This is a genomic window from Microbulbifer variabilis, assembly GCF_056232115.1.
In genome coordinates, this window is the sequence record NZ_CP174325.1 from 1116508 (window position 1) to 1140937 (window position 24430).

Genomic DNA, 24430 nt, shown 5'->3' on the forward strand with positions numbered 1-24430 from the left:
CTTATCCATGCCACTGCTACTCTTTGTCACCTTCCTTTGGGCCCTTTCCTTCAGTTTGATCGGGGTTTACCTGGCCGGCCAGGTGGATAGCTACTTTTCCGCAATGAGCCGGGTATTACTCGCCTCCCTGCTATTTTTGCCGATGTTGCGGTGGCGTCGCTCAGGCACTCGCATTGCCTTAACCCTTATGACTATTGGTGGTGTACAGCTTGGGCTGATGTATTTGTTTTATTACCAGTCATTCCTTCTTCTGAGCGTCCCGGAAGTCCTGTTGTTTACCATATTTACTCCTCTGTATATTGCCCTTTTATACGACCTCCTCAAGAAACGAGTCTCTTTATGGAATCTGGCAATCGCACTATTAGCAGTTTCCGGGGCAGCTATTATTCGCTGGGATAAACCGAATGGCGACTACTGGAATGGATTCGCCATGGTCCAAGGGGCAAATCTATGCTTTGCACTGGGCCAAGTAGCCTACAAGCAGTTCATGCAGCACCGACAGCCACTTGAGCCCAGGCAAACTTTCGGCTGGTTTTTCCTGGGTGCCAGCTTAGTTACCGTGACAGCCTGGACACTATTGGGTGAAGCCAAATATCCGCAAAACGAAATTCAGTGGGGTGTACTAATCTGGCTAGGGCTGGCCGCATCAGGGCTTGGCTACTTTCTTTGGAACAAAGGCGCTACCCAGGTTTCCGCCACAACTTTGGCAGCTATGAATAACGCCTTGATTCCCGCGGGCTTATTGGTAAACCTGTTAATCTGGAATCGAGAAGCCGATATCACAAAACTGGCAGTGGGAGGTGGTGTAATTACCGCAGCCGTAATAATTAGCGAATGGCGCAACAGGAAAAGGGAGATCCACTATGGCGAGTACCGCAGTACCTAACCTCAAGGAGCAACTGCGCCAGCTTGTTGGCACTCCGAGTATCAGTGCCACAGATCCAGCGCTCGATATGGGGAACCGACCGGTGGTGGAACTATTGGCAACCTGGCTGGAAGCCCTCAATTTTAAAGTGGAATTGTTGCCCCTGAAAGGCAACCCTCTCAAGGCCAACATGATCGCCACTTTGGGCGGCAGCTCCGATGGCAATGGCGGACTGATTTTATCCGGACATACCGATACAGTGCCTTATGATGAGGGCCGATGGCAGTCCGATCCTTTCAAGCTGATAGAGCGAGACAATCGCCTATACGGCCTCGGTAGTAGCGATATGAAAGGGTTCTTCCCCCTTGCCATTGAGGCGGCCAAGTCCTTCTTAAATAAGCCTCTGCGCCAACCCCTTACGATTCTTGCAACGGCCGACGAAGAGACCTCAATGGCTGGGGCACAGGCATTGGTCGAAGCAGGGAAACCCCACGGGCGCTTTGCGATAGTAGGTGAACCCACCGGCTTGCGCCCTATACGCATGCACAAAGGGATAATGATGGAGGCAGTGCGAATCACCGGCCAGTCCGGTCACTCTTCCAATCCCAGCCTTGGCGCCAATGCCTTGGAAGCCATGCACTCAGTAATTGGAGAGCTGATGTCTTTGCGAGCCGAATGGCAGCAAAAATACAATAACCCGGGCTTTGCCGTACCTGTCCCAACCTTGAACTTGGGCTGCATCCATGGCGGCGACAACCCTAATAGAATATGCGGCTCTACTGAATTGCAATTCGATGTGCGCCCACTACCAGGCATGCATCTGGCAGACCTGCGCGCTGAACTGCAAAAACGTCTAGCCAGCTGTATCGACAACGACAGAATTCGCCTGGAAGTGATTTCCCTATTTCCAGGTGCACAACCTTTCGAGCAAGAGCAGAATTCTGAGCTGGTGCAGACTGCAGAAAAACTCTGTGGCCATACCGCCGGAAGCGTCGCCTTCGCTACAGAGGCTCCCTACTTGAAGAGCATGGGCATTGACACTATTGTGCTGGGTCCAGGTGATATTGACGTAGCCCATCAGCCAGATGAATACCTTGGGCTAGAGCGTATCAATCCCATGGTGGATATATTACGCAAACTGATAGCCCGCTTCTGCCTATAAGCACAGCACCCTAACTCGGCATACAGCAGGAGTCTGGGCACTTCGCCTGGAGTAGATAAAACCTCCAATACTTGTCTTTAAGCTGGCAAGTACCTCAGTAAACGGAAAGGCATTAGTGAGCGACGATAGCGCCTCCCTCAACTGGTTCCGCCATGCGGCACCCTATATTAACGATCTTCGCGGTCGCACCCTGGTGATTGGAGTCCCTGGTGACGCCCTGGAACACACCAATTTCCGTAATTTAGTGCATGACCTAGCGCTACTCGCCAGCCTCGGCGTGCGCTTGGTAGTCGTTCATGGCGCCCGCGCCCAAGTGAACCGGGCCCTTGCTGAGAGCGGCATAGAGAGCCGCTTTCACGACAATAACCGGGTCACCAATCGAGAGAGCCTGGAGATAATTAAAGCTGCGGTGGGTAGATTGCGATTTGATATCGAAGCCGCATTTTCACAGGGTCTACCTGACTCCCCTATGGCCCGCTCAGCTTTGAAAGTGATTTCCGGTAACCTGGTTACCGCACGGCCCTGCGGAGTGCTTGATGGTGTCGACTTGGGCTGGACAGGTACCGTTCGGAGAATGGAAGTCAATACCATTGAGCAAGCCTTAGACCAGGGTGCGCTGGTATTGCTCTCTCCACTGGGCACTTCGCTGACAGGGGAACTGTTCAATATCAACTACCTCGACCTGGCAGCGGAGGCAGCGCGGGTATTACGAGCAGAGAAGCTGGTACTGTTCCGCGAACCTGCCCAGTTAATCTTGGACGGTAACCCGGTTCACGAACTCAGTATTGTACAGGCTGAACAAGTTTCTGCTCGAGTACGAAGCAAAGCTCTAGGGTGTGCCATACGCGCCTGTAATTCCGGGATCGCTCGTACCCATTTGCTCAGCTACTGTCAGAATGGCGCTCTTATCCAGGAGCTGTTTCGCCGCGAGGGTGCCGGTACAATGATCTACCGGGATAGCTATGAAGTGGTGCGCCGTGCGCGTATCACCGATGTTGGTGGCATTCTCGGCCTTATTCGCCCGCTGGAGAAGCAGGGTGTCCTGGTACGCCGCTCTCGGGAAAAGCTCGAAGCAGAGATTGAGCATTTCACTCTGGTAGAAGTCGATGGGACCCCGGTGGCTTGTGCTGCTCTCTACCCGATCAGAGATGACAGCGGGATCACATCAGCAGCGGAAATTGCCTGTGTGGCCAGCCATCCCGAATTCCGCGGCGGTGGCCGTGGCGCCAAGTTGATGCGACACCTGGAGCGTCAGGCCCGCACCCTAAATGTCGATGAGCTCTATGTGCTCACCACGCAGACCGAGCATTGGTTTATTGAGCAGGGGTTTAAGCAAGTGGCGATCAAGGACCTGCCCACATCTCGCAAGTCTCTCTACAATATTCAGCGCAATTCGCGGATTCTGCGTAAACGCATCACTGCCAGCCCTCCTGCATAAACTGCTCCATCCGCAATTTTCATCCTAGTAAGTCGCGCAACTTGATCAATTTGCGCGAAAATATCCCAGATATCGGATTTTTTTGATAAGCTGACGCTCTAATTTACACAGCCGGATGCTTGTACCATGCCCAGATATCGTTCCCGTACCTCCACCGCCGGACGCAACATGGCCGGCGCCCGGGCACTGTGGCGAGCCACAGGAATGACCGACGCCGATTTCCACAAGCCGATTATCGCCATCGCCAACTCTTTCACCCAGTTTGTGCCGGGCCACGTACACCTGAAGGATATGGGACAACTGGTGGCAAGGGAGATAGAGCGAGCCGGTGGTGTCGCCAAGGAATTCAATACCATCGCCGTAGATGATGGCATTGCCATGGGCCACGACGGCATGCTCTACAGCCTGCCCAGCCGTGAGATTATCGCCGATTCAGTAGAATACATGGTCAACGCACACTGTGCTGATGCCCTGGTATGTATATCCAACTGTGACAAGATCACTCCGGGAATGCTGATGGCCGCTCTACGTCTGAATATCCCGGTTATTTTCGTATCCGGCGGACCAATGGAGGCCGGTAAAACCAAGCTGGCCGATCATAAACTGGATCTTGTCGATGCGATGGTGATCGCTGCTACGGATACAGCAACTGATGAAGAGGTTGCAGAGTACGAGCGCTCCGCCTGCCCTACCTGCGGCTCATGCTCCGGCATGTTCACCGCAAATTCTATGAACTGTCTGACTGAGGCACTGGGCCTCTCACTGCCAGGCAATGGCACCCTGTTAGCCACCCATGTGGACCGCAAAGAGTTGTTCCTGCGCGCAGGACGAGAAATCGTTTCGCTAACGAAGCGTTACTACGAAGAAAATGACGAGAGCGCCCTGCCTCGCAATATCGCCAACCGCAGTGCTTTCATGAATGCCATGGCTCTCGATATCGCCATGGGTGGCTCGACCAACACGATATTACATCTACTCGCCGCTGCCCAGGAGGGCGATATCGACTTCAACTTACAGGATATCGATCGACTCTCCCGCGAGGTACCGCAACTGTGCAAAGTCGCGCCTAACACAGAGAAGTACCATGTTGAGGACGTCCACCGAGCCGGTGGGGTAATGGCGATTCTCGGCGAATTGGAATCTGCTGGGTTAATTGATGCCTCCCTGCCCACAGCCTACGGTGGCTCATTAGCGGATGCACTAAAGCAATGGGATATCTCTCGCACCGATAAGCAATCGGTGCGTGACTTCTACCGGGCTGGTCCCGCAGGAATTCCCACACAGACCGCATTTAGCCAGGCCTGCCGCTGGCCAACTCTTGATGTCGATCGCCAGCAAGGCTGTATTCGCTCAGCCGAGCATGCTTATTCTGCTGAGGGCGGGCTGGCAGTTTTATTCGGCAACCTGGCCCCTAATGGCTGCGTAGTGAAAACTTCCGGCGTAGACGAGGCGCTTTGGCATTTTGAAGGCCCGGCTCATGTGGTTGAGAGCCAAGAGGAGGCGGTTTCGCATATTCTCAAGGGCAAAGTTCACAAAGGTGAAGCCGTGATAGTGCGCTATGAGGGCCCCAAAGGCGGCCCCGGTATGCAGGAGATGCTCTACCCCACCAGCTACCTGAAATCCAAGGGATTAGGGGAACACTGTGCATTAATTACTGATGGTCGCTTCTCAGGCGGAACTTCCGGCCTCTCTATCGGGCATGTATCACCAGAAGCAGCTTCTGGTGGCACTATCGCCTTAGTGCGAAATGGAGATCCAATACATATTGATATTCCCGCCCGAAAAATAGAGGTCGCGATTAGTGATAAGGAGCTCGAGAAACGCCGCCAGGATATGGTCAGCCTCGGCCCACAAGCCTGGAAACCGGGTGAATCTCGCCCCCGCAAGGTTAGTAAAGCTCTTAAAGCGTATGCGTTACTCGCCACCAGTGCCGATCGGGGCGCGGTGCGAGAAATTAATTGACTAAAAACATGAAGTAAAACGGCCCTCTTTGAGGGCCGTTTTTTTATTTCATTGCGCCAACTTATAAGTAATACGATTACGCACACCATAGCGCTCTACAGGCTGACCGTCTTCCATTTGCGGCTGGTATTTAAATCGCTCAGCCGCTGCCAGTGCCGAGCGATTGAATACATTGGTAGGCTTCCCAGCGCTGTCGAATCCCCCAACTACCTGGGCATCACGCACCGCTCCGGTTTTGGTTATCGTAAACTCCACAACTACGTAACCCTCCATGCCTCTGCGCATAGCCACACTAGGGTAACGCGGTGCGGGCTTATAAACAGGAAGAGGTTCTCTCGATACAATAACCGGGTTACCCCCAGTTTCAGCAACCGGCGGAGCAACCGTTGGTATGGTATCTATAATCTCTACGTCTCTGATCACCTCAGTGCGCTGAATTGGTGGCGGAATATCCTGAGGGCTGGGCGGTGCCTGGTACTCTTTAACCGTTACCACCTTTTTCTCAGTGATATCTATTGGTTGAATCGTCGGTAACGGCTTAGCCACCGGCTCCACAAAATTAGTGGAAATCAACTGGCTCATTAAAAAAATCAACCCGAGAGTTATCAGGGCAGCATAGGCCAAACCTTTGGCATAGCCAGAAAGCTGATAGGTAAGTAGAAATTCAGGGCTGGAAATTGGCGGGCAAGCTCTATCCATAACACCTCTCCTATTATTGTTAGGGTGCAAAAACGGCATCTGGAGTGCCGAAATGGAAAAAGCTGATCAGCTGACTCTAATCATTAGTCAATTCACGAAAAAATGCAAATAGTCCATTAATACAGGTTATTTAGCCTGGGCAATTGAGAGAACTCTAGAAAAGAAAAAAGGCCATACATTTCTGTATGGCCTCCTAAAAAAAGGTAAATAATTGAAGGAAATTAAATCGCTAACTGCTCTTCACGCTTTTTCTCACCCTCAACGTAAGCGATCCACTGCTGCGCAGACTTTTTAGAGCGCTCATCTTTTGAAGCTTTCTTGAGACTTACCAAAGCTGCGTCATAACGTTTCAGGTTAGCATTAGCCATACCCATCACGATGTGCAGCTGATCGACACGCTTAATTTTGCCTTTTGCAAAAGCCTTCTTGCCCATCGAAATGGCTTTCTCATTCTGATCCAGATCCAAATAGATACCGGCCAAACGTGAGTAAATTTCCCCTTTGTCAGACAAGCTAGCTGCAGCCTCCAGCTGAGGGATTGCTTTTTGCAGCTCCTGAGCCATCTGGTAAGCCTGGGCTAAAGTCTCCAGGTTCTTAGCTGTTCGAGGGATCTTCTTCTCTTTAATACCTTTGGCAATAACCTTGGCACCTTTATAAGGCATTTCATGCCCCATAAAGAGATAGCCCATGTTCAGTAAATCCCGATCTTTCTCCAAAGCACCAGCAATATAAGCTGCTTCCATCATATGAAGCTGGTCTTTGTCACGCTTAAGCTCACCGTACATAGCTGCAAGAGTTTTGTAGTACACCGGCTTCGGGTAATACTGCACTAATTTTTCCAGAACACCCGCTACTTTTTTGTAGTCGTTGCGCTCGAAATACACAAACTGCTGCAACCCGTACCAGCCTTCCTTCGGTACCTTGCCCTCTTTCTCATACATGGATACCGCTACGTTGATATCCTTCAGTGCCTTAGCTTGGTCACCAACTTGGTTATAAGCCTGAGCACGCAATGCATAAGAATCTGCAGTAATACGATCAGAAACCTTGAACCACTGGTTCAAGTAATTGATCGCCTGCTTATAGTCTTCGGTTACGAAATAAAGTTGGGCCAAGGTAAACAAAGTGCCCACTTCAAGTGCTACTGGCAGGTTTTTTTCACCCTGACTCAGCACTTTCTTGAAGTAAGGAATAGCCTCTTTGTAGCGCTCGGTACTGTAGTAAACCACACCAAAGAAATTGTACATCTGTGCTATTTCATAGCCATTGTACCGTTTCTTGCTCGCATCCATTTCCTTCAGCGCAGCAAGAGCACCCGCCCAATCCTCTGCATCTGCAGCTTCCTGGGCCTTTTCCAGTTTTTTATACGCCGCTTCGCGCATTGCCGGAACTTTACGGGTCTTTTCTTTACTAGGCTTTTTTTGCTCTTGAGCCTGTGCCGAGGCGAAAGATGCGGAAACACCCGCTGCTTCAAGCACGGTAACACTGACTGCTGGTGCCAAGACCAGGGGCAGCGCTACTGAGGTGCGCAGAGCGAGCTTGGACAAACTTTTGCTAATGCTTGTCAACTTCATAGTGCTTCCCCTTAGTTTTTGGCCATATTAAAGCTGATCTTAGTCCTTACATTGGGAACTTCGGTCGGCTTGCCATCGACTACCCGCGGCTTGTACTTGTATTTCAGTGCAGACTTAAGCGCAGCTCTGTTGAAAACAGAAGTAGGCTTACCATCTAGCGTGAAAGCTTCAATTACGATGGGGTCACGTACAGAACCGTTTGTGGTCACCGTATATTCCACAATCACATACCCTTCCATTCCGCGCTGCAGGGCGCGTCGAGGGTACTGAGGCTGCACCTTAACAATTGGCAGATAATCCCCCTCACCAAAGCTGAAGCCCGACAACTTGACGCCGCCACCTGCTCTAGGGGCAGCAACACTGATACTGGTATCAATATTCGGGTCTTCAAACTCAGGCTCTGGCATCTCCGGCGGAGGCGTTTCTGGCTCCTCCGGTTTCACCGGTTTGGTCGTATCGTACTGTGTTTCGATCTTCTGCTCAGGCATCACCACATCGGCAACTTTGAATTGCTCCTTTTCCTCTGGAGCCTTCATGTTTGCCTGAATCAGCTGATGCATGGTGAAGATGAGGCCGAAGGTGGTGGCTACCGCCAACGTACCTGCCCCAAGAAGTCTTACCGGATTCATAGCTGTTAACTCTTTTCTGTCGCGACCGAAACTTTCTTGATGCCAATTTTCCTGGCAGCTTCCGCAATCAGGGCAATCTTCTCAATACTCGCTTCCTTATCGGGCTGAATTACCAACCACCCTTTTGGGTTTTCCGAGTAGAGGCGCTCCAGGACAATTCTCACCTGGCGCTCATCAACCTTATCTTTGGCAATCCAGATCTCATCACTGTCGTTGATCGCTACCAGAATAGAGGCGGCCTTGAGTTCAGCGGTTGTCGCATCCGGCTTCACAACATCAGCACCCGGTTCTTTAATAAAAGTCGCGGTGACGATAAAGAAGATCAGCATGATGAACACCACGTCCAGCATGGGCGTGAGGTCAATAGCACCCGCTTCTTCTTCTGCCGTATTTTGTCTTTTGCTCATAGCAACTCTCTTAGCGAACTTTCCCGCGAGGGGCTCCAAGGGAGCACCCTCGGTGAAAATATCTGGTTGGCTAAACCTTCACAGCAAATAAGCTCGCCTATTCGCTTATGTGTGCTTAGTGGTCCATCGTCAGATGGTCTTCCAGCAGCTGAGTCTCACGCTCTGCTTTCCGGGCAAGGTAAGTGTTGGCAAATACACCTGAGAGGGCCGCAACCATTCCCGCCATTGTCGGGATAGTTGCCATGGATACACCACTGGCCATCTGCTTGGCGTCACCACCACCAGTAATCGCGAGAACATCGAACACATTGATCATGCCCCAGACCGTACCCAGCAGCCCGAACAAGGGCGCAAGGGCAACACAAGCCTGGATCATATCCATATTGTCCTGAATTTTCTCGGATACCCGGGAGATCATCGCGTAGCGGATCTGGTGGGCCCCCCAGGATTTGCGCTCACCGCGTCCCTCCCATTGGTCAACCACACCTTGAACATCAACCTTCAACGCTTTGTTGAAGTAAAAGACCCGCTCAAAAATCAGCGTCCACATAAAGAAGGTCAGGCCGGCGATCAGGAACAGTACTGGCCCGCCCGACGCCATAAAGGCGTTGACGGCGGCCCATGCGTCGATTAATGCGTGCATGTTGCCGCCTCCTCTTATTTACGCTCGGCGTTTTCCGCCACGATACCGGCACTCTGCTCTTCCAGAATATGCAGAATACGCTTGGCGCGGCCGTTAACGATGGTGTGCATCAATACAGTCGGGATAGCAACACACAGACCGAGAACGGTGGTAATCAATGCAGAAGAGATACCACCAGCCATAGCTTTAGGATCACCAGCACCGAAGATAGTAATCGCCTGGAAGGTAATGATCATACCGGTAACGGTACCCAGCAGACCCAGCAGCGGAGCTACCATTGCAATAATCTTCAACAGGTTGAGACCGGATTCAATTGCTGGGCGCTCTTTCAGAACGGCTTCTTCCATCTTCAGCTCTAGAGTCTCGCCGTCGACACCTTTGTTTTCTTCAGCTACTGCCAGTACACGGCCCAGTGGGTTATTCGTATTAGGAGTAGCTGAACGCAACTGAGCACTTACCTTGGCACTAACACCGGTCAGAACAATCAGGCGGAAAATGGCCAGCAGCATCGCAAATACACCAACTGCAGTGATGATATAACCTACGATGTCACCCTGGTGCCAACGCTCAACAATATCCGGGCTGTTGATCATGGCTTTCAGGTAGGAACCACCGGTAGGACCAGTCGGGTCAACACCAAATGCACTGAAGCCAGCTGTGGAGGCCTGCAGGCTTTCTGCCATACCCTGGAACTTGGCATCCGGCTGACGGATCAACTCAGCCATTTTGTAGGCTTTATTCATCTCCAGGTACTTGCCGTTGGAAACCAAGTTGAAGTTACCAACACGCACAACTTCCTGCTGAGCCTGTTCTCCGCTAGGCTTGATCACAGTTGCGTTGAACTTAACAACCTTGCCAGACTCCACGGTCTCACGCTGAATCTCAAACCACAGGCGTTCGATCTCTTCGATAGTGGGCAGCTGAGTAGCGCTGTTCATCTTTGCCAGCAGGCCATCAATAAACTCGGTACGGCCAGGATACTGGGCAGATACCAGAGAAGAGCCAACATTCGCTCTCAGGTCTGCTGCAGTAGAGGACATATGGCCGAATAGCTCTTTCAGGGAGCCCAGACGCTCGTCCAGCTGCTGGCGCTTCTGGTCAACAGCAACTTCCTGTTCCTGGTATTTCTTTTCCAGCTCGGCAGAGCGCTTTTCTTCCGCCGTGCGAGTGTCTTTGGCCTTGTTCAGCAGAGATTGCTGATTAGCTTTCTGACGACGGAAATCAGCTTCACGCTGTTTGTGCTCTTTGGATTCAGCAATTTTGGATTGTTGAACCATTTTCAGCAGATCGTCGAGGGAAGCTGCTTTCTCTTGGGCAACAGCAGAGAAGCTGATCAGGCCAGCCGCTGCTGCAACTAATACGCGTTTGGCAATAGAGGATTTCATTGCGCTGCCTCCGGAGCCGGGATCGGCATGGTCATGATGTCGATAGTGGCCTGCTTCTTGGCGATCTTCAGGCCATTCATGAGGGCGCGGCGATATTCGCCAGCATCGATTTCAACCCAGGCTTTCTGGCCTTTATCGTAGGCAAGAGAGATCTCGGAATCGGTAGTCTGAGCCAGCAGAGCGATACGGCCGATCTGCAGCACGTTTACTTCGCGCTCCTGGCCATTTACATTCAGGGAATCACCGTAAGTGTCAATCTTACGCGCGTACTCCGCTTCGAAGTTGTACAGCTCCAATACCTGACGGAATTTCTCCGCAACAGTAATATCGGAACGGTCCATATTGTTCTTTACACCTTCGAGGTTCGCCATGCGCTCGTCCAGTTTGAACGGGGCATCCAATTCGATGAACTGCTCCAGACCTTCCAGCATGCGCAGGATCAGCGGCTGGATTTGACGTTCAATGACAGTAACGTTGGCAATAGATGCATCCAGCTCATTGATAACCTGGAGCTGGTTGGCCAGCTGCTTTTCCAGCTGACGGTTGTATACGCGCAGACCATCGATTTCTTTATTGACCACCTTGAAGTCCTGCAGCAGGCTGCTAGTTTCTTCGGCAATCTTGTCGATGCGCTTTTGCGATGCCTGGGCCGCAGTGGTTTTCTGCTGGCCGACGGCGAGTACGTTATCGAGAGTATCCGCAGTGGCTACGCTGCCGTAGAGCGCGCCGGCAGACAGCGCAGTGGTCAGCGCCACAGCCATGAATCGCTTGGTTTTCATTAGACCCCCCAGTGGGTTCAATATTTCACAACATGGTCGCGATGAGTTAGCTGCCACAACGCGGTGTCCTTTTGTTTTAAAAACATTGGTTAGAAGACAGCTAAGAGCCGCACATTGTAAACAGCCGATTTGATTATTCAAATGCCGATTGTCAGCATCGGCCCGCATGGGTAGCAAGGTAACAACCGGGTAACAAAACCGGGTCACTTGCACACATTGGCGGCGGTGTTCCTTGTGTAGGCTGTCGCAGAATTTAACAGATTGATCAACTTTTAATCAAATTGTTTTTATTTAAATCTGTCGTACTGAACTAATGCGTAGTTGTACTCATTCTTGTCTGAAGCAGGGTAACACTCCCGCACCACTTCGACCCATGAGTCGTCAATCTCTGGGAAGAAGGCGTCCCCTTCCACATCGGCATCCACCTCGGTGATATAGAGTCGCGCTGCCATTGGTAGGGCCTGGCGGTAGACCTGCGCCCCACCGATCACCATCAATTCAGCCGCACCTGCCAGTGAGGCCCGCTCACGGGCAAGGTCCAGGGCGGACTCCAGAGAGTCCACCACTTCGACACCTTCAGCTGCCCAATCACGATTGCGGGTGATCACGATATTGACGCGACCCGGTAGAGGTCGGCCGATAGACTCATAGGTTTTGCGCCCCATCACTACAGGTTTGCCCATAGTCGTGCGCTTAAAGAACTGCAGATCACCTGAAATACGCCAGGGGAGCTCATTGTTTTTACCGATAGCACCATTGCGCGCTATAGCCGCAATCAGGGCGATAGATGTATCCATACCTCTCCCCTTAAACCGCGACCGGTGCCGGTATATGCGGATGAGCTTCATAGTTTTGCAGCTCGAAATCTTCAAAGCGGAAGGCGAACAGATCTTCCACATCGGGGTTTAGTTGCATCTTTGGTAGCGGCAGAGGCTCACGCTGCAATTGCAGCTCAACCTGCTCCAGGTGATTGGAGTAGAGATGAGCATCACCAAAAGTATGAATGAACTCGCCCGGCTTAAGGCCACAAACCTGTGCCAGCATCAGGGTTAGCAGGCTGTAGGAAGCAATATTAAAGGGGACTCCGAGGAAGATATCTGCGCTGCGCTGATACAGCTGGCAGGACAACTTACCCTCAGCCACGTAAAACTGAAACAGCGCGTGGCAGGGAGCGAGCGCCATACGCCCCTCGCGGGCATTATCTGCCGGGGAAATCCCCTCATCGGGAAGATCTGCCGGGTTCCAGGCACTGACAATCAGGCGCCGGGAATCGGGACGGGTTTTTAATTGGTGTACCAGCTGTTCAATCTGGTCGATTTGACGGCCATCCGGTGTCGGCCAGGAGCGCCACTGATGGCCGTAAACCGGACCCAGGTCACCATCTTCTGCGGCCCACTCATCCCAGATTCTTACCCTATTTTCCTGCAGGTAACGGATATTGGTATCCCCCCGCAAGAACCAAAGGAGTTCGTGGATGATCGAGCGTAAATGGCACTTTTTCGTGGTAATTAGCGGAAACCCCTCCGCGAGGTCACAGCGCATCTGATACCCAAAAACGCTTAAGGTGCCGGTGCCTGTACGGTCACCTTTTTCCGTGCCGTGATCGCGCACATGGCGCATTAGATCGAGGTACTGCTTCATCTATTGCTATGCTCCGCCATTAACTTGGGAACGCGTCCGCTTATTGCCATTTTTACCACTACGCCCCTCTGGTAGAGGCTGGGTTCGGTAACTCCACACCAGCAGAGCGATACCGGCCAAAATCATCGGCAGGCTCAGAAGCTGGCCACGGGTCATCCAGCCAAAAAGATCGAAACCGATATGACCATCCGGTTCCCGCACAAATTCCACGAGGAAGCGGAATATGCCGTAAAGCAGAACAAACATACCGCCTACGGCAAGGCGTGGACGCGGTTTACTGGAAAACCACCAGAGCACAGCAAAGAGCACAAGCCCTTCAAGAAATGCCTGGTAAAGCTGGGAGGGGTGCCTGGACAGCAGCTCAGGATCGCGGGGAAATACCATGCCCCAGGGGCCTTCAGTCGGCCGGCCCCAGAGTTCCTGGCCGATAAAGTTGCCCATCCGGCCCAGTCCCAAGCCAATAGGCACCAAGGGAGCCACAAAGTCGATTAGCACGGGGAAGGTTGTACCAATTTTACGGGCGTAGAGAACGGTAGCCAGCATCACTCCCACCAGGCCTCCGTGGAAGCTCATGCCGCCCTCCCACACTTTAAGCAGCGAAAGCGGATTCTCAATCAATTGCGGCAGGTTGTAGAAGAACATATAACCGAGTCGCCCGCCAACAACTACGCCTATTGCACAGTAAAGAATTAAGTCTTCGACTTCTGATTTAATTACCGGAGACCATGGTTTGGTGCTGCGACGCAGTGCCAACCACCAGGCTGCGATAAAGCCGAACAGGTACATCAAGCCATACCAGTGCACTTTTAATGGGCCAATAGCGATGGCCACCGGGTCTATTTCAGGGTAAGTCAGCATGGGGGAATCGAGATTGTTTGTTAAGCGCGTATTATGGTCGCAAAGCGCCCCGCAGCGAAAGGGGCGCGCCCTTCCCCACCTCCCAGGAAGCCGCTATGTGCCTACTACTGTTTGCCTATCGCTGCCACCCCGAGTACCCACTCCTGTTGATCGCCAATCGAGATGAATTCTACGCTCGTCCTACCGCCCCAGCAGCGCAGTGGAACACGGGAAGCTTGGTAGCCGGGCGGGATTTGGAAGCTGGCGGCACCTGGGCAGGCATATCCCCCGGCCGTGTCGCCGCAGTCACTAATATCCGCGAACCCGGCACACCCGAACCTGACAATGCGCTTTCCAGAGGGGAAATTCCGGTTAATTTTTTGACTGGCATGAGTACACCAGAGCAATTTGCCAGGACCCTTCAAGGGCCTCGCTACCGCGGCTTTAATGCGCTGCTATTTGACCTGAGAGCAGAACACCCTCTCACCTGTGCCGGCAATCGCCACACTCCATTTTTATTTACGGCAGGGGTTCACGGAATTTCCAACGGAGCACCAGATGCCCCCTGGCCCAAGGTCGAAAAGGGAAAGGCCGGTTTAGAACGGATTGTACAAAATATCAAGGGCCCAATTTCCGGCCATAACTTCGTAGAGCCAGCCCTCAGCTTGCTTCAAGACAGACAAAGAGCTGCGGACGCAAACCTTCCCAAAACGGGGGTTGGCCTTTCCCTTGAACGAGCCCTGTCGTCAATATTCGTACAGATAAACCATAGGGAAAAACTTCTGCCAGCCGACACCAAAACAGATAACTTGACTGGAGGTTACGGTACTCGCGCCAGCACCGTAGTCGCTTTTAATCGAAATGGCGCCAGCCAGTTATGGGAACAGACCTTTGAAAATGGTGAGCCGCAGGGACCCTTGCGTCACTTTTGCCTCGCTCCTCCAGAGCCATAAAAACCCCATGAAAAACTGTGACTTAGCCCACTTTTCACATTTGATTAGCCGTATCTAATCGTACAAGCACCCACCCACTAATGGAATTATTTCCACCAAAAAGAATAAATGTGCATGGTTGATACAGCTAGATTGTCGCTTTTTTCTTTCACACTTAATCTAAGAAGAAGCAAACGCCAAGCAAATTCCTCATTTGTTGCCATACTTACTTTCACAGACTGAAATTGGTTGATATTCGCGCAAGTGCGGCGCCAATTGTGGTCTAAATAAGAGGATGTCGCGCGGGACGCATGACAAGTGCGAGTCAACGCTGAACACCAAAATGTTTCTGGATGGGCTCGCCACAGGTTGGGAAGGTATGAACGATCTGGCGCCCGGTATTATCCGCAAGACAACCCCGGGCCCCTGCAGTATCGCTGAGGTACCATGTCTTATTTCAACCCTGAGCTCCGCAAACGAAAATCCATTCTGCCCCTACTAACCCTGGGCACTCTTTGTGTCTCTATTCTCTATTATGCCTTTGCCGCGAACCAAGAAACGGTGCCGGTATTGCCTGAAAACGCCGTACGACCTCACTTGGTTCACTGGCTGGAAGAAAACCCTGACGCTTGGCCAGCCCAGGATCCTATATTCAACCCTGCCGCGGTGCGCAGAATTTACCAGCGCACGGATTACCGTCTACTGTGGTTCGATAACTACAACCTGAGTGAAAGCGCCAACGATCTGTTGAAGCAACTCACAGCAGCCAGCTCAGGCAATCCCAGCAGCATGGTGGATTACCGCTACCATCTCGGTTATTTCGACCGCACTTTGAGAGACACCCCCCAGCGACTGCAGATGGCCGCAGTTCTCGATATCCTGCTCACCGACGCGTTTGTCTCCTATGCCCAGGACACCCAACTGGACCGGCTAAGCCCCAAGAGTCGACCGCGTCGCGGTATCACTCCTGTGTTCCGTGATGACCAGGGATTTCGCATGGTTGCTCTGATACAACCCAGCCAGCGAGAGACCAATGAACATCGTGGGCGCAAACATTTTCGCGGCTACAACCGAGCGCGCATTATCGGCAGCACCCCACGCAGCCGCCATTACTCACGCGATTACGAAACTGACCGCGATCGCAATTATTCCAGCTCATCAAGCGCCAATCGCAGCTACAACCGCTCACGACACAGCTCTTACCGAGATAACAATGTAAATGGCTCTGGAGCCGGGAGTAATGGCAGCCGCGTATATTACAATCAAGGCCGTAATGCCAATGGTCGGGGAAGCGAGGCGGTCCCGCGCACGGAAAATAGCGAGGGGCCCTACTTCGAGGAGAATAAACCCTACGGTAGTGATGCATATGCCTTGAGAAATGAGCTTGAACGGCTGCGCAAAATCTCTGCTAGCGGGCGCTGGCGTCCCATTCCTCCAGGACCTGTTATGACTATGGGAGCACGCCACCCCCATGTGAGCCACCTGCGGGATATGCTCTCCCTATACGGTGACTATTCCAGTCGCTACAGTTATGGGGGCGTCGACCCCAACCGATTCGACCGCGGACTGCACGAGGCAGTGCTGCGTTTCCAAAAGCGCCATGGTCTTAAACCCGATGGAATTGTGGGCCGCGGCACGCGCAAACGGCTCAACCTCTCCCCTACTGCTCGGGCAAAAATTGTTGAGATGAATATTCTCCGCAGGGAGGAGTTGCCGGCCAATCTTGGGGAGCGCTTTATCCAGGTCAACATTCCCGCTTACCGTCTCCAATACGTGGAGAACAACCAGGTAAAGCTGGCCATGAATGTAGTTGTGGGTAAGAAAAAACATGCAACGCCTGAAATTACTACGAGGGTTAGCAAAGTAGTGTTCAATCCCACCTGGACTGTACCACGCAGTATCCTGGTGAATGAGATCCTGCCCAAAGCGCGCAAGAACCCCACCGGCATGGAAAACATGGGCTATCGGGTGGTTAGTGGTAGAGGGGAGTATCTACCGCTCACATCCCAGAATCTCTCGGCGGCAGGCGCGGGTTCCTACCTGATGCGCCAGATGGGTGGGGAGGAGAATATGCTCGGCCGGGTGAAATTTGAAATCCCCAATAAACACGATGTCTATCTGCACGATACGCGCGCGCGCAAATTATTCTCGCTGACCGACCGGGACTATAGCCACGGCTGTATCCGGTTGGAGAAGCCACGCCACTTGGCTGAGGCGTTATTGCGTCCACAGGGCGAATGGGATCATTGGCGTATAGACAAGCTAACCGTCGGCGAGGAAACCACCGAAGTAGACCTGAGGCAACTGGTCAAGGTGTATATCACTTATTGGACCGCCTGGGTGGATGGCCAGGGCAGGCTGAACTTCCGCCCTGATATCTATGACAAGGACGGACTCAGTGATAACCAGTTCTAAGTTATCGGGGCGGTCCCAGGGCCGCCCTTAGCCTCGTGAAAGTAATACCTATATACCTTTTCCTGTGAGTACCAGCAGCATCCATTCCCCATAATTATTTAGAGTTTCACGGTCACAAGTTACCACTGTGAGCAGAGTGATCATTTCCGGTGATCCTTCTTTGCTTACAGGGGTGACTTATGGGTGTTGGCTTTTTCCCTTCTCGTTTGCGTGTTGCACGAAAACCGATGTGGTGCGGTTGCGCAATAATATTGGCTGTTGCACTGGGCTTTGAGCAGTCGATAGCAGTCGCCGCGCCAGGAAACGCCAAAAAAGATGATTCGATTGAGGGCGTTTCTGGCAGTGATCCTTTTTCCCCTTACGGCCGTCAATATGCCTTGCTAAGCGAGGAGCTGGCGCGCTACAGCGCCTTAGCGGAGGGGGAACAGTGGAAGCCCCTATCTAAAGGGCAACCTATAACTCCCGGAAGCCGCAGCCCTAGGGTCGCGCAGCTCCGCAGCCTGTTGATGCTGTATGGCGATTACCGGCCAGAAGACTTTGCTGAAACTACCGAAAAAGGCAGCCTGGAAGCTGATGTCTACGATAAGCCCCTGCAGCAGGCAGTACGCCGGTTTCAAAGACGCCACGGCCTGAAAGCCGATGGACTTGTGGACGAACGCACTCGCAGTCGTCTCAATACCAATCCTGCCAAACTGGCACAAATCCTGAGCGCCAATCTTCAGCGCTGGGAACAACTGCCCAAAGACCTGGGGCCACGCTATATCGTTGTTAATATCCCGGAATTCAGCCTCCGCCTGATCGACGGTGATCGAGAGCAGTTTCGTATGAAAGTGGTAGTGGGCAAACCGAAGCACAAGACTCCACTGATCGCCACGCGTATGACCCGCCTGGAATTCAATCCAGTGTGGCGTGTGCCGCCGAGTATCGCGCTGAAAGAACTTTTGCCAAAAGGCAGCTCGGCCCTGAGCGCCAAGGGCTACCGACTGGTCAACCACCGCGGCAGGGCTGTTCCCTTTACCAGAGGTAATGTCGCTGGCGTTCGCCGAGGAAAAGTAACGCTGCAGCAAAAAGGTGGACCGGGCAATGCACTGGGACGGGTCAAGTTTGTTATACCCAATCGCCAGGCAATTTTCCTGCACGATACAAACAGCAAGCACCTTTTCAAAAAAAACCAACGCGCTTTCAGTCATGGCTGCATTCGTCTGGAAAAACCGCTGAAGTTTGCCCGCATGATGCTGGCTCAACAAAATCGCTGGAATAGGGCGCGCATAGACCGGGCACTGATGAGTAGCCGCACCCATGGCGTACAACTGAAAAATCCTCTTCCGGTCTATATCGCCTATTGGACTGCCTGGGTGGATGAGCATGGACAGCTACAGTTCCGACCGGATATTTACCAACGTGATAAAGCCGGTGCGGGGACAAACCGTGGTTAAGCACAAGTATCACCACGGGAGTTATTTATGGTCAAGATTCCCCGCCATCTAGGCCTAGCAGCCTTACTCAGTTTGGCTATCGCCTCTGCGACGCCAATACACATTGCCATGGCAACTAAGGAATCTGTGGCTCTAAACCCAGTCAATATCAGTAATCAACTGCGCTCTGAAGCCAACCATTATCGGGAGATTGCCAAACGCTGGCGGCCCATTAATGAAGGGGGCCCTCTTCAGGCAGGGGATAAAGACTTACGCGTGCTGCAATTGCGCAAATTGCTTGAACTATATGGAGACTATCGCGGGCAACCGGGACCTGCGTCAGCCCCTCAGAAGGATCACTTGCGCTTCGACAGCGCCCTACAGTCAGCCCTTGAAAATTTTCAGCGCCGCCACGGACTTCCCGCCACCGGGGTTGCCGATAATGAAACTCTCTCCGCCCTGTCAGTTTCCCCCGTTGAGCGCGCTAGGCAAATGACCCTGAATGCGGATCGCTGGGACCAACTATCCCTTCCCGAGGATGGCCGCTATATATTGGTCAATATTCCCAGCTACCGATTGCAGTTGGTCGAGAATGGACAGGTTAAGCTGGACATGAAAACAGTGGTTGGCAAAAGTAGCACCCGTACACCGAACATGCACAGCCGTATTACCAGTGTCGTCTTCAATCCCACCTGGACAGTGCCGCGAAGCATTCTGATTACCGAACTCCTCCCCAAGGCGCGACACAACCCCGCCGCCATGCACCGTCGTGGCTACCGAGTAGTTCAATATCGTAGCGGAGCCACATCACCAATTACCGATGAAAGCCTCGCCCGTGCAGCCGGTGGCCACGCCACCTTGCGTCAGGTGAGCGGTCCTGACAACACCCTCGGCAAAGTAAAATTTGTTATTCCCAATAAGCAGGCAATCTTTCTACACGATACTCAGGCCCAGAGCCTATTTTCAGAACAACAGCGAGCATTCAGCCACGGGTGTGTACGGCTCCAGCAGCCGGAAGAGTTAGCTTACTCACTTCTTGAGTCTCAGGGATGGGACAGAACTCGCGTTGCTCAGGCCACAACCGGCAGTGAGGTCCTCAATGTTCCGATCAAGCCCGCCCCACGGCTTTTTATTGTCTATATGACAGCCTGGATAGATACCCATGGGCGCCCACAGTTCCGTCAGGATATTTATCACCGCGATAAACATCAGGCCCCTCTGAACTAGCTCCACAAGTGAGTCCGATTTTTGACAACCTGAAAATTATCTACGCTTTAAAACCTAAAAAAATAGTGAAATAAACGCGAACAAAATTTTAGTCATCTGGGCTAAACGTTTTTGTAATGAAAGAAGCACAGCGCTTTTACGGTATCTTTAGGAAAAATCTCAATTCTTAAAAAATCAGATTCAAAAGCCCCATAGCGCTAAGATATGGAATTGAACAACTTGATTTTCTTTCTGGTTATTTAGCTAAAGGCTCTATTTCGACTAAAAAGTCCAACACACATTGAATACTGATAGAGTTACAATTCTCAAAACTGTAAAAACGGCTGCAGCCTACGGTAGTTTTTAAGTACTGAAAAAAGAAGGTCGCAAAGGCAACTTTAGCCACAAACCCCAGCTAAGATTTATAGCAATGGGTAACCGAGATCGCAGAATTCTATAGCTTTGCAAGAATTAAAAAAGGAGTACTGTGGCCAACATTCTTATTTAATAAAAATATGAAGCATCCTGCAGAACTTTTACTTACACCAATCAGGCGCACTCTTATCCACAACCATCACATCGGGATAAAGTATCTATCTGAAGGATATGTAGGAATCATACCCTCAATGTTGTATATACATGTATATACATTCAAAGGGGGAGGGGTAATAGATAGAGGTGGACTTTCTCCCATGCTACATAGGGCTTTCTAACAACCTACCAGCAGCACTCTTCGTATATTTGAATAGCTCTCAAAAGAGTAGGTAATAGGCCTCTTACCGTGTCCGAGCCCCACTTTTCTATCACTTTCCCAGCCCTATGGAACCTAACAGTCGCAGAAAAATGTTTTTTTAACGTTGGCAACAAAATGACAACGCTGTCTCATTGCTAACAGGTATCCTTGAGTTATTTCTGGAAAATTTCCACCCGCCGGTAGCATAAGAGAAAAAATTTACCAGCATAGCGGTATGATTATTTCCGAATTAGCAGCTGCAAATTTGTAACAACTGGTTATTTTTTGTACATTTTCCGCCGTACCCGGATGCGCTATCCGACGCGCTCCGAAGAGAATTAACGACGAGGCGGAATTATGAAGAATCCATCCAGACGTCGATTCCTGGCAGTGACCTGCGCAACTGCGGCGGCGGTCAGCGCCGGACCGACTTTCGCTAAAGTAGGTAGCTCCCGCACCCTGAAGATGCGCAACCTGCACACAGGGGAGAAGCTGGAGGCCGCCTACTGGGCTAACGGAGACTACAGCAGCAATGGCTTGAAACAATTCAACAAATTGCTGCGCGACCACCGAGCCAACGAAGTGACTCGAATGGACCCGAAACTGTTGGATATCGTGTATAAGCTGAAGGAAAAGTTCAATTACACAGGTACCATCGAGATTATCTCGGGATACCGATCGGCCAAGACCAACGCCAAGTTGCGTGCTGCAGGCCGCGGAGTTGCCAAGCGCAGTTACCATACTCGTGGTATGGCCCTGGATATCCGCATGCCGGGCGTCCCACTGTCAAAACTGCGACAGGCGGCACTGGCTCTAAAAGCAGGCGGTGTTGGCTACTATCCGAAAAGTAACTTCGTCCATGTAGATACTGGCCCTGTACGTCGCTGGTAAGACTGAGAAAGTATTCCAAATCAAAAACCCCGGCCATTGCCGGGGTTTTATTTTGATCAGTTCCCTATCGTAGGCAGGGATACCGGCATAACATCCTTTTCCGATAACGGAACCTGGGTTGTTCCTGCCATCAAACCCGCCATACGTTCAAGCAGTTTACGCGCCCGCACCAATTGCCCCGGCTCAGCCAGCTCAAACGGATCCTCCATCTTCAGCAACAAGGCCTCAAAATCCGAAAAAGTCTCTTCCAGTGCACTGACCTGATGACGGTCAAGCAATACTTCCGCCATGCCGCCACCACCGGTAGGTATCCAGTTGGACTGTAAAGTCGCCATGATGCCCAACAGAGCCTGCTTAGAATCCGCAGCCCGACCACTTTCCACGTCACTCTCTGAGCCCTCGGGAAGGCGCCGTAATACTTGTTCATCAATTACCTGAGTATGCGCAGCACGAATTTGCTGCAGCCGTGCCACAGGCCCCAGAGACAGATACTCACGTGACAAATTATTGGCTGAAGTCGGCCAACGGCGCGCGAGACCGGCCATATCCTCTTCCATACCCTTGGCAATCAGCCGGGTCAGTTCGCGGCGACGATTCACCGCCAGCGCCTCAGGTTTCTCACCGTTACTATCGGGGATAAAGTCCTCTGCAGTGCGCTCTCCCGTGGGCCCCCAAAGCATGACTTCCAAGGCATGAAACCCCGTACTGGCTTCCTCATGGGCGGTAAGCCTGTGTTGCTTACGTAAATTAGCCAGGGTCAGCTCGATTGCAGTGTCATTGACAATGCCGCTGTCTGAATACCCTGGCACCGTATCCAGGTAGCCAGCCTGGGCTGGCCAACTGTCCAATGCCAGCATCAACTTGCGCCCCTGGCTACGCAAGTCCACCGGGGAAAACGCCAACTGTATATAGGGAAGGGTTGCCGCAAACTCCCGGTGTGCATCCAGCCAGGAGAGCCTGGCCTCTTCAAGCTGGTCCTCACTGGGATTTGCCAGTAGAGCTTTAACTGCGCGCTGTAAAGTTTCCACTGATGCATGCGTGTGGAGTACCTGGGCCTGTCCCGCCTGCCAAATTGCCAGAGAAAGGTCTGAGGCCGCCTGTTCACTGATCTGTTGCGGCGCCACATCCCGAAGAGTCTTGGGCGGTTCCACGGGCTCCTTCTCACATCCCAATGTGAGCGCCAAGCCACCGAGCAAGAGCACCACAACCAGATACCGAATGCTATGTCCGTTCACTCAATTCCTCATTATTCCCATCACCGCAAAGATCTTGGCTACGCAATTCAGCGGCTCTCCCGCAAGCTGATAACTGGCCAACCGCGCGCTTCTGCCTCTACACGCAGGCGCGCGTCGGGATCTACAGCCACCGGGTGCTCCACTTCGGCCAATAGGGGCAGGTCATTAATGGAATCGCTATAAAACCATTTCTCCCTGCTTTCAAACTCTGGGTTATGCGCCAGCCATTGGCGCAGGCGCAGCACCTTGCCGGCCTGGTAACAGGGCTCTCCGACAACCCGCCCAGTAAACCGGCCCTCTAATTCTTCGGGCTCTGTAGCCAACAACGTGTCTACTCCCAGACGCGCGGCAATGGGCTCTACCACAAAACGATTAGTGGCTGTGATAATCATAATGTGATGCCCTTTGCGGCGATGTTCGCCGATCAACTCCTGCGCCGCAGGCAACCACAACTCACTGACCACTTCCTGCATAAATTCGCTCTGCAGGTTTTCCAGTTGACCGCGTGAAATCTGCGACAATGGTTCCAAAGCGAATTCCAGATAGGCAAAAATATCCAGATCACCACGTTGATAATCCTGGTAGAAGCGGTCATTGGTGGAGCGATAGCGCTCACTATCCACATGCTCCCGATCCACAAGGAACTCGCCCCAGGCGTGATCACTGTCTCCACCGATCAATGTATTATCGAGATCAAATATTGCCAGATGCACCGCCAGCTCCCCCGTAAACTATAGATTCCCAAAGGGTATTTCACCGCCATGGTTAGGCCACCATCAACGTAGCGGCAGTCAATTTTACCTCGCACTTGCCCGTATCACACGGACTACGTCACTGAATTGCTGTAAACCCACCTCTGTGGAACAATGCGGGACAAGTAAGTGCTGCGCACGGCAACACACAACAGTATTGAGGACGGTATTTTGGGCGACGGCAAGCCGGCACAAGCCGGGCGAAGAAACCGCCGTAGGCCCGCCAAACAGTCAAATCGCACCGATAACCCCGCAGCCAACAACCGCAACCGGGGCCAGGGTAGCGAAAACAGCAGCAATATAGATACCGAGGGTTTCCGCCCCAATGTCGGTATCATTGTGCTGAATGTCCGCGGTCAGGCACTGTGGGCTAGGCGGGTAGGTGGCAAGGACGCCTGGCAATTTCCCCAGGGAGGCATAAACCCAGGCGAAACCCCAGAACAGGCGCTATATAGGGAACTGTACGAGGAAATTGGCCTTACTCGCGATCAAGTCAGTCTGATTGCCTGTACTCGTGGCTGGCTGAGATATCGCCTGCCTCAGCGACTGATTCGTCGACGCTCTGAGCCACTGTGTATAGGGCAAAAACAAAAGTGGTTTTTGCTGAAGCTGGAAGCGCAGGAGTCCTCTATCAGCTTCGATAATGGCTACAAACCTGAATTCGACCACTGGCGCTGGGTGAATTATTGGCATCCACTGAGTAAAGTAGTCACTTTCAAGCGCGAGGTTTACCGTCGTGCTTTGACCGAGCTGGCCCCCCAACAGCTTCAGCTGGAAAGACGCTGGCTGCGCGACAAGGGTGAGTGACCCGAAACCTGCTCCTGGTGCGG

At 52.3% G+C, this 24430-nt stretch carries 22 protein-coding genes; 10 read left to right on the forward strand and 12 right to left on the reverse strand.

All coding sequences use genetic code 11. The annotated features are described in order from the left end of the window. Positions 1-7 precede the first annotated feature (7 nt). From ACJJI7_RS04780 to ilvD, 4 genes are all read left to right on the forward strand, one after another. A complete protein-coding gene (locus ACJJI7_RS04780; protein ID WP_020414285.1) occupies positions 8-886 on the forward strand; it encodes a DMT family transporter in 879 nt (292 codons plus the stop codon). Next, positions 864-2027 (forward strand): acetylornithine deacetylase, encoded by a 1164-nt coding sequence (gene argE, locus ACJJI7_RS04785; RefSeq protein WP_282952262.1) that lies wholly within the window; start codon positions 864-866, stop codon positions 2025-2027. The genes ACJJI7_RS04780 and argE overlap by 23 nt, the downstream gene beginning before the upstream one ends. A 115-nt stretch (positions 2028-2142) precedes the next feature. Next, positions 2143-3465: an amino-acid N-acetyltransferase gene (gene argA, locus ACJJI7_RS04790; protein WP_020414283.1), complete on the forward strand. Its 1323-nt coding sequence runs from the start codon at positions 2143-2145 to the stop codon at positions 3463-3465. A gap of 126 nt (positions 3466-3591) precedes the next feature. Then, a complete protein-coding gene (ilvD, locus tag ACJJI7_RS04795; RefSeq protein WP_282952261.1) occupies positions 3592-5427 on the forward strand; it encodes a dihydroxy-acid dehydratase in 1836 nt (611 codons plus the stop codon). Positions 5428-5475: 48 nt separating this feature from the next. Here the strand turns inward: ilvD and ACJJI7_RS04800 are convergent, their stop codons facing one another. From ACJJI7_RS04800 to lgt, 10 genes are all read right to left on the reverse strand, one after another. Beyond that, a complete protein-coding gene (locus ACJJI7_RS04800; RefSeq protein ID WP_282952260.1) occupies positions 5476-6126 on the reverse strand; it encodes an energy transducer TonB in 651 nt (216 codons plus the stop codon). 221 nt (positions 6127-6347) lie between these two features. Continuing rightward, positions 6348-7700 carry a tetratricopeptide repeat protein gene (locus ACJJI7_RS04805; RefSeq protein WP_020414280.1) on the reverse strand — a complete coding sequence of 451 codons (1353 nt, stop codon included), beginning with the start codon at positions 7698-7700 and terminating at the stop codon, positions 6348-6350. Positions 7701-7711: 11 nt separating this feature from the next. Continuing rightward, on the reverse strand, positions 7712-8329 hold the full coding sequence (locus tag ACJJI7_RS04810; protein WP_282952259.1) for an energy transducer TonB: 618 nt from the start codon (positions 8327-8329) through the stop codon (positions 7712-7714). A gap of 5 nt (positions 8330-8334) precedes the next feature. Next, positions 8335-8736: an ExbD/TolR family protein gene (locus tag ACJJI7_RS04815; protein ID WP_282952258.1), complete on the reverse strand. Its 402-nt coding sequence runs from the start codon at positions 8734-8736 to the stop codon at positions 8335-8337. Between the two features lie 115 nt (positions 8737-8851). Continuing rightward, complete coding sequence (locus ACJJI7_RS04820) at positions 8852-9379, reverse strand: MotA/TolQ/ExbB proton channel family protein (RefSeq protein ID WP_282952257.1); 528 nt, start codon at positions 9377-9379, stop codon at positions 8852-8854. Positions 9380-9393: 14 nt separating this feature from the next. Next, positions 9394-10764: a MotA/TolQ/ExbB proton channel family protein gene (locus ACJJI7_RS04825; protein ID WP_282952256.1), complete on the reverse strand. Its 1371-nt coding sequence runs from the start codon at positions 10762-10764 to the stop codon at positions 9394-9396. Further along, the gene (locus ACJJI7_RS04830; protein ID WP_020414275.1) at positions 10761-11543 is read right to left on the reverse strand and encodes a DUF3450 domain-containing protein; all 783 of its coding nucleotides are present in this window, start codon (positions 11541-11543) and stop codon (positions 10761-10763) included. The genes ACJJI7_RS04825 and ACJJI7_RS04830 overlap by 4 nt, the downstream gene beginning before the upstream one ends. Positions 11544-11830: 287 nt before the next feature. Then, positions 11831-12340, reverse strand: coding sequence for a dihydrofolate reductase (locus ACJJI7_RS04835; RefSeq protein ID WP_020414274.1), 510 nt, complete (start codon positions 12338-12340; stop codon positions 11831-11833). Between the two features lie 10 nt (positions 12341-12350). Beyond that, on the reverse strand, positions 12351-13184 hold the full coding sequence (locus ACJJI7_RS04840; RefSeq protein ID WP_444902532.1) for a thymidylate synthase: 834 nt from the start codon (positions 13182-13184) through the stop codon (positions 12351-12353). A 6-nt stretch (positions 13185-13190) separates the two neighbouring features. Next, complete coding sequence (gene lgt, locus ACJJI7_RS04845; protein WP_020414272.1) at positions 13191-14042, reverse strand: prolipoprotein diacylglyceryl transferase; 852 nt, start codon at positions 14040-14042, stop codon at positions 13191-13193. A 95-nt stretch (positions 14043-14137) separates the two neighbouring features. Here lgt and ACJJI7_RS04850 point away from each other — a divergent pair, with 95 nt between their 5' ends. From ACJJI7_RS04850 to mepK, 5 genes are all read left to right on the forward strand, one after another. Beyond that, on the forward strand, positions 14138-14974 hold the full coding sequence (locus ACJJI7_RS04850; RefSeq protein ID WP_020414271.1) for an NRDE family protein: 837 nt from the start codon (positions 14138-14140) through the stop codon (positions 14972-14974). A 426-nt stretch (positions 14975-15400) separates the two neighbouring features. Continuing rightward, the gene (locus ACJJI7_RS04855; RefSeq protein ID WP_282952253.1) at positions 15401-17368 is read left to right on the forward strand and encodes a L,D-transpeptidase family protein; all 1968 of its coding nucleotides are present in this window, start codon (positions 15401-15403) and stop codon (positions 17366-17368) included. 179 nt (positions 17369-17547) lie between these two features. After that, on the forward strand, positions 17548-18804 hold the full coding sequence (locus ACJJI7_RS04860) for a L,D-transpeptidase family protein (protein WP_020414269.1): 1257 nt from the start codon (positions 17548-17550) through the stop codon (positions 18802-18804). 27 nt (positions 18805-18831) lie between these two features. Then, entirely contained in the window at positions 18832-20010 is a 1179-nt protein-coding gene (locus ACJJI7_RS04865) for a L,D-transpeptidase family protein (RefSeq protein ID WP_020414268.1), read from the forward strand. A 1069-nt stretch (positions 20011-21079) separates the two neighbouring features. After that, positions 21080-21613 (forward strand): peptidoglycan L,D-endopeptidase MepK, encoded by a 534-nt coding sequence (gene mepK / locus ACJJI7_RS04870; RefSeq protein ID WP_020414267.1) that lies wholly within the window; start codon positions 21080-21082, stop codon positions 21611-21613. Between the two features lie 56 nt (positions 21614-21669). Here the strand turns inward: mepK and ACJJI7_RS04875 are convergent, their stop codons facing one another. Further along, a complete protein-coding gene (locus tag ACJJI7_RS04875; RefSeq protein WP_282952250.1) occupies positions 21670-22848 on the reverse strand; it encodes an imelysin family protein in 1179 nt (392 codons plus the stop codon). Positions 22849-22895: 47 nt separating this feature from the next. Further along, complete coding sequence (locus ACJJI7_RS04880; protein ID WP_020414265.1) at positions 22896-23561, reverse strand: histidinol-phosphatase; 666 nt, start codon at positions 23559-23561, stop codon at positions 22896-22898. A 168-nt stretch (positions 23562-23729) separates the two neighbouring features. Here ACJJI7_RS04880 and ACJJI7_RS04885 point away from each other — a divergent pair, with 168 nt between their 5' ends. Further along, complete coding sequence (locus ACJJI7_RS04885; protein ID WP_020414264.1) at positions 23730-24407, forward strand: RNA pyrophosphohydrolase; 678 nt, start codon at positions 23730-23732, stop codon at positions 24405-24407. Positions 24408-24430: the final 23 nt, after the last annotated feature.

Excerpts from the sequence above, each read along its gene's own strand:
- ACJJI7_RS04865 (WP_020414268.1), top strand. The coding sequence starts at position 18,832 with ATGGTCAAGATTCCCCGCCATCTAGGCCTAGCAGCCTTACTCAGTTTG.
- ACJJI7_RS04815 (WP_282952258.1), bottom strand. The coding sequence starts at position 8,736 with ATGAGCAAAAGACAAAATACGGCAGAAGAAGAAGCGGGTGCTATTGAC.
- ACJJI7_RS04780 (WP_020414285.1), top strand. The coding sequence starts at position 8 with ATGCCACTGCTACTCTTTGTCACCTTCCTTTGGGCCCTTTCCTTCAGT.
- ACJJI7_RS04805 (WP_020414280.1), bottom strand. The coding sequence starts at position 7,700 with ATGAAGTTGACAAGCATTAGCAAAAGTTTGTCCAAGCTCGCTCTGCGC.
- ACJJI7_RS04825 (WP_282952256.1), bottom strand. The coding sequence starts at position 10,764 with ATGAAATCCTCTATTGCCAAACGCGTATTAGTTGCAGCAGCGGCTGGC.
- lgt (WP_020414272.1), bottom strand. The coding sequence starts at position 14,042 with ATGCTGACTTACCCTGAAATAGACCCGGTGGCCATCGCTATTGGCCCA.
- mepK (WP_020414267.1), top strand. The coding sequence starts at position 21,080 with ATGAAGAATCCATCCAGACGTCGATTCCTGGCAGTGACCTGCGCAACT.
- ACJJI7_RS04835 (WP_020414274.1), bottom strand. The coding sequence starts at position 12,340 with ATGGATACATCTATCGCCCTGATTGCGGCTATAGCGCGCAATGGTGCT.
- ACJJI7_RS04840 (WP_444902532.1), bottom strand. The coding sequence starts at position 13,184 with ATGAAGCAGTACCTCGATCTAATGCGCCATGTGCGCGATCACGGCACG.
- ACJJI7_RS04855 (WP_282952253.1), top strand. The coding sequence starts at position 15,401 with ATGTCTTATTTCAACCCTGAGCTCCGCAAACGAAAATCCATTCTGCCC.
- ACJJI7_RS04800 (WP_282952260.1), bottom strand. The coding sequence starts at position 6,126 with ATGGATAGAGCTTGCCCGCCAATTTCCAGCCCTGAATTTCTACTTACC.
- ACJJI7_RS04820 (WP_282952257.1), bottom strand. The coding sequence starts at position 9,379 with ATGCACGCATTAATCGACGCATGGGCCGCCGTCAACGCCTTTATGGCG.
- argE (WP_282952262.1), top strand. The coding sequence starts at position 864 with ATGGCGAGTACCGCAGTACCTAACCTCAAGGAGCAACTGCGCCAGCTT.
- ACJJI7_RS04860 (WP_020414269.1), top strand. The coding sequence starts at position 17,548 with ATGGGTGTTGGCTTTTTCCCTTCTCGTTTGCGTGTTGCACGAAAACCG.
- ACJJI7_RS04850 (WP_020414271.1), top strand. The coding sequence starts at position 14,138 with ATGTGCCTACTACTGTTTGCCTATCGCTGCCACCCCGAGTACCCACTC.
- ACJJI7_RS04830 (WP_020414275.1), bottom strand. The coding sequence starts at position 11,543 with ATGAAAACCAAGCGATTCATGGCTGTGGCGCTGACCACTGCGCTGTCT.
- ilvD (WP_282952261.1), top strand. The coding sequence starts at position 3,592 with ATGCCCAGATATCGTTCCCGTACCTCCACCGCCGGACGCAACATGGCC.
- ACJJI7_RS04810 (WP_282952259.1), bottom strand. The coding sequence starts at position 8,329 with ATGAATCCGGTAAGACTTCTTGGGGCAGGTACGTTGGCGGTAGCCACC.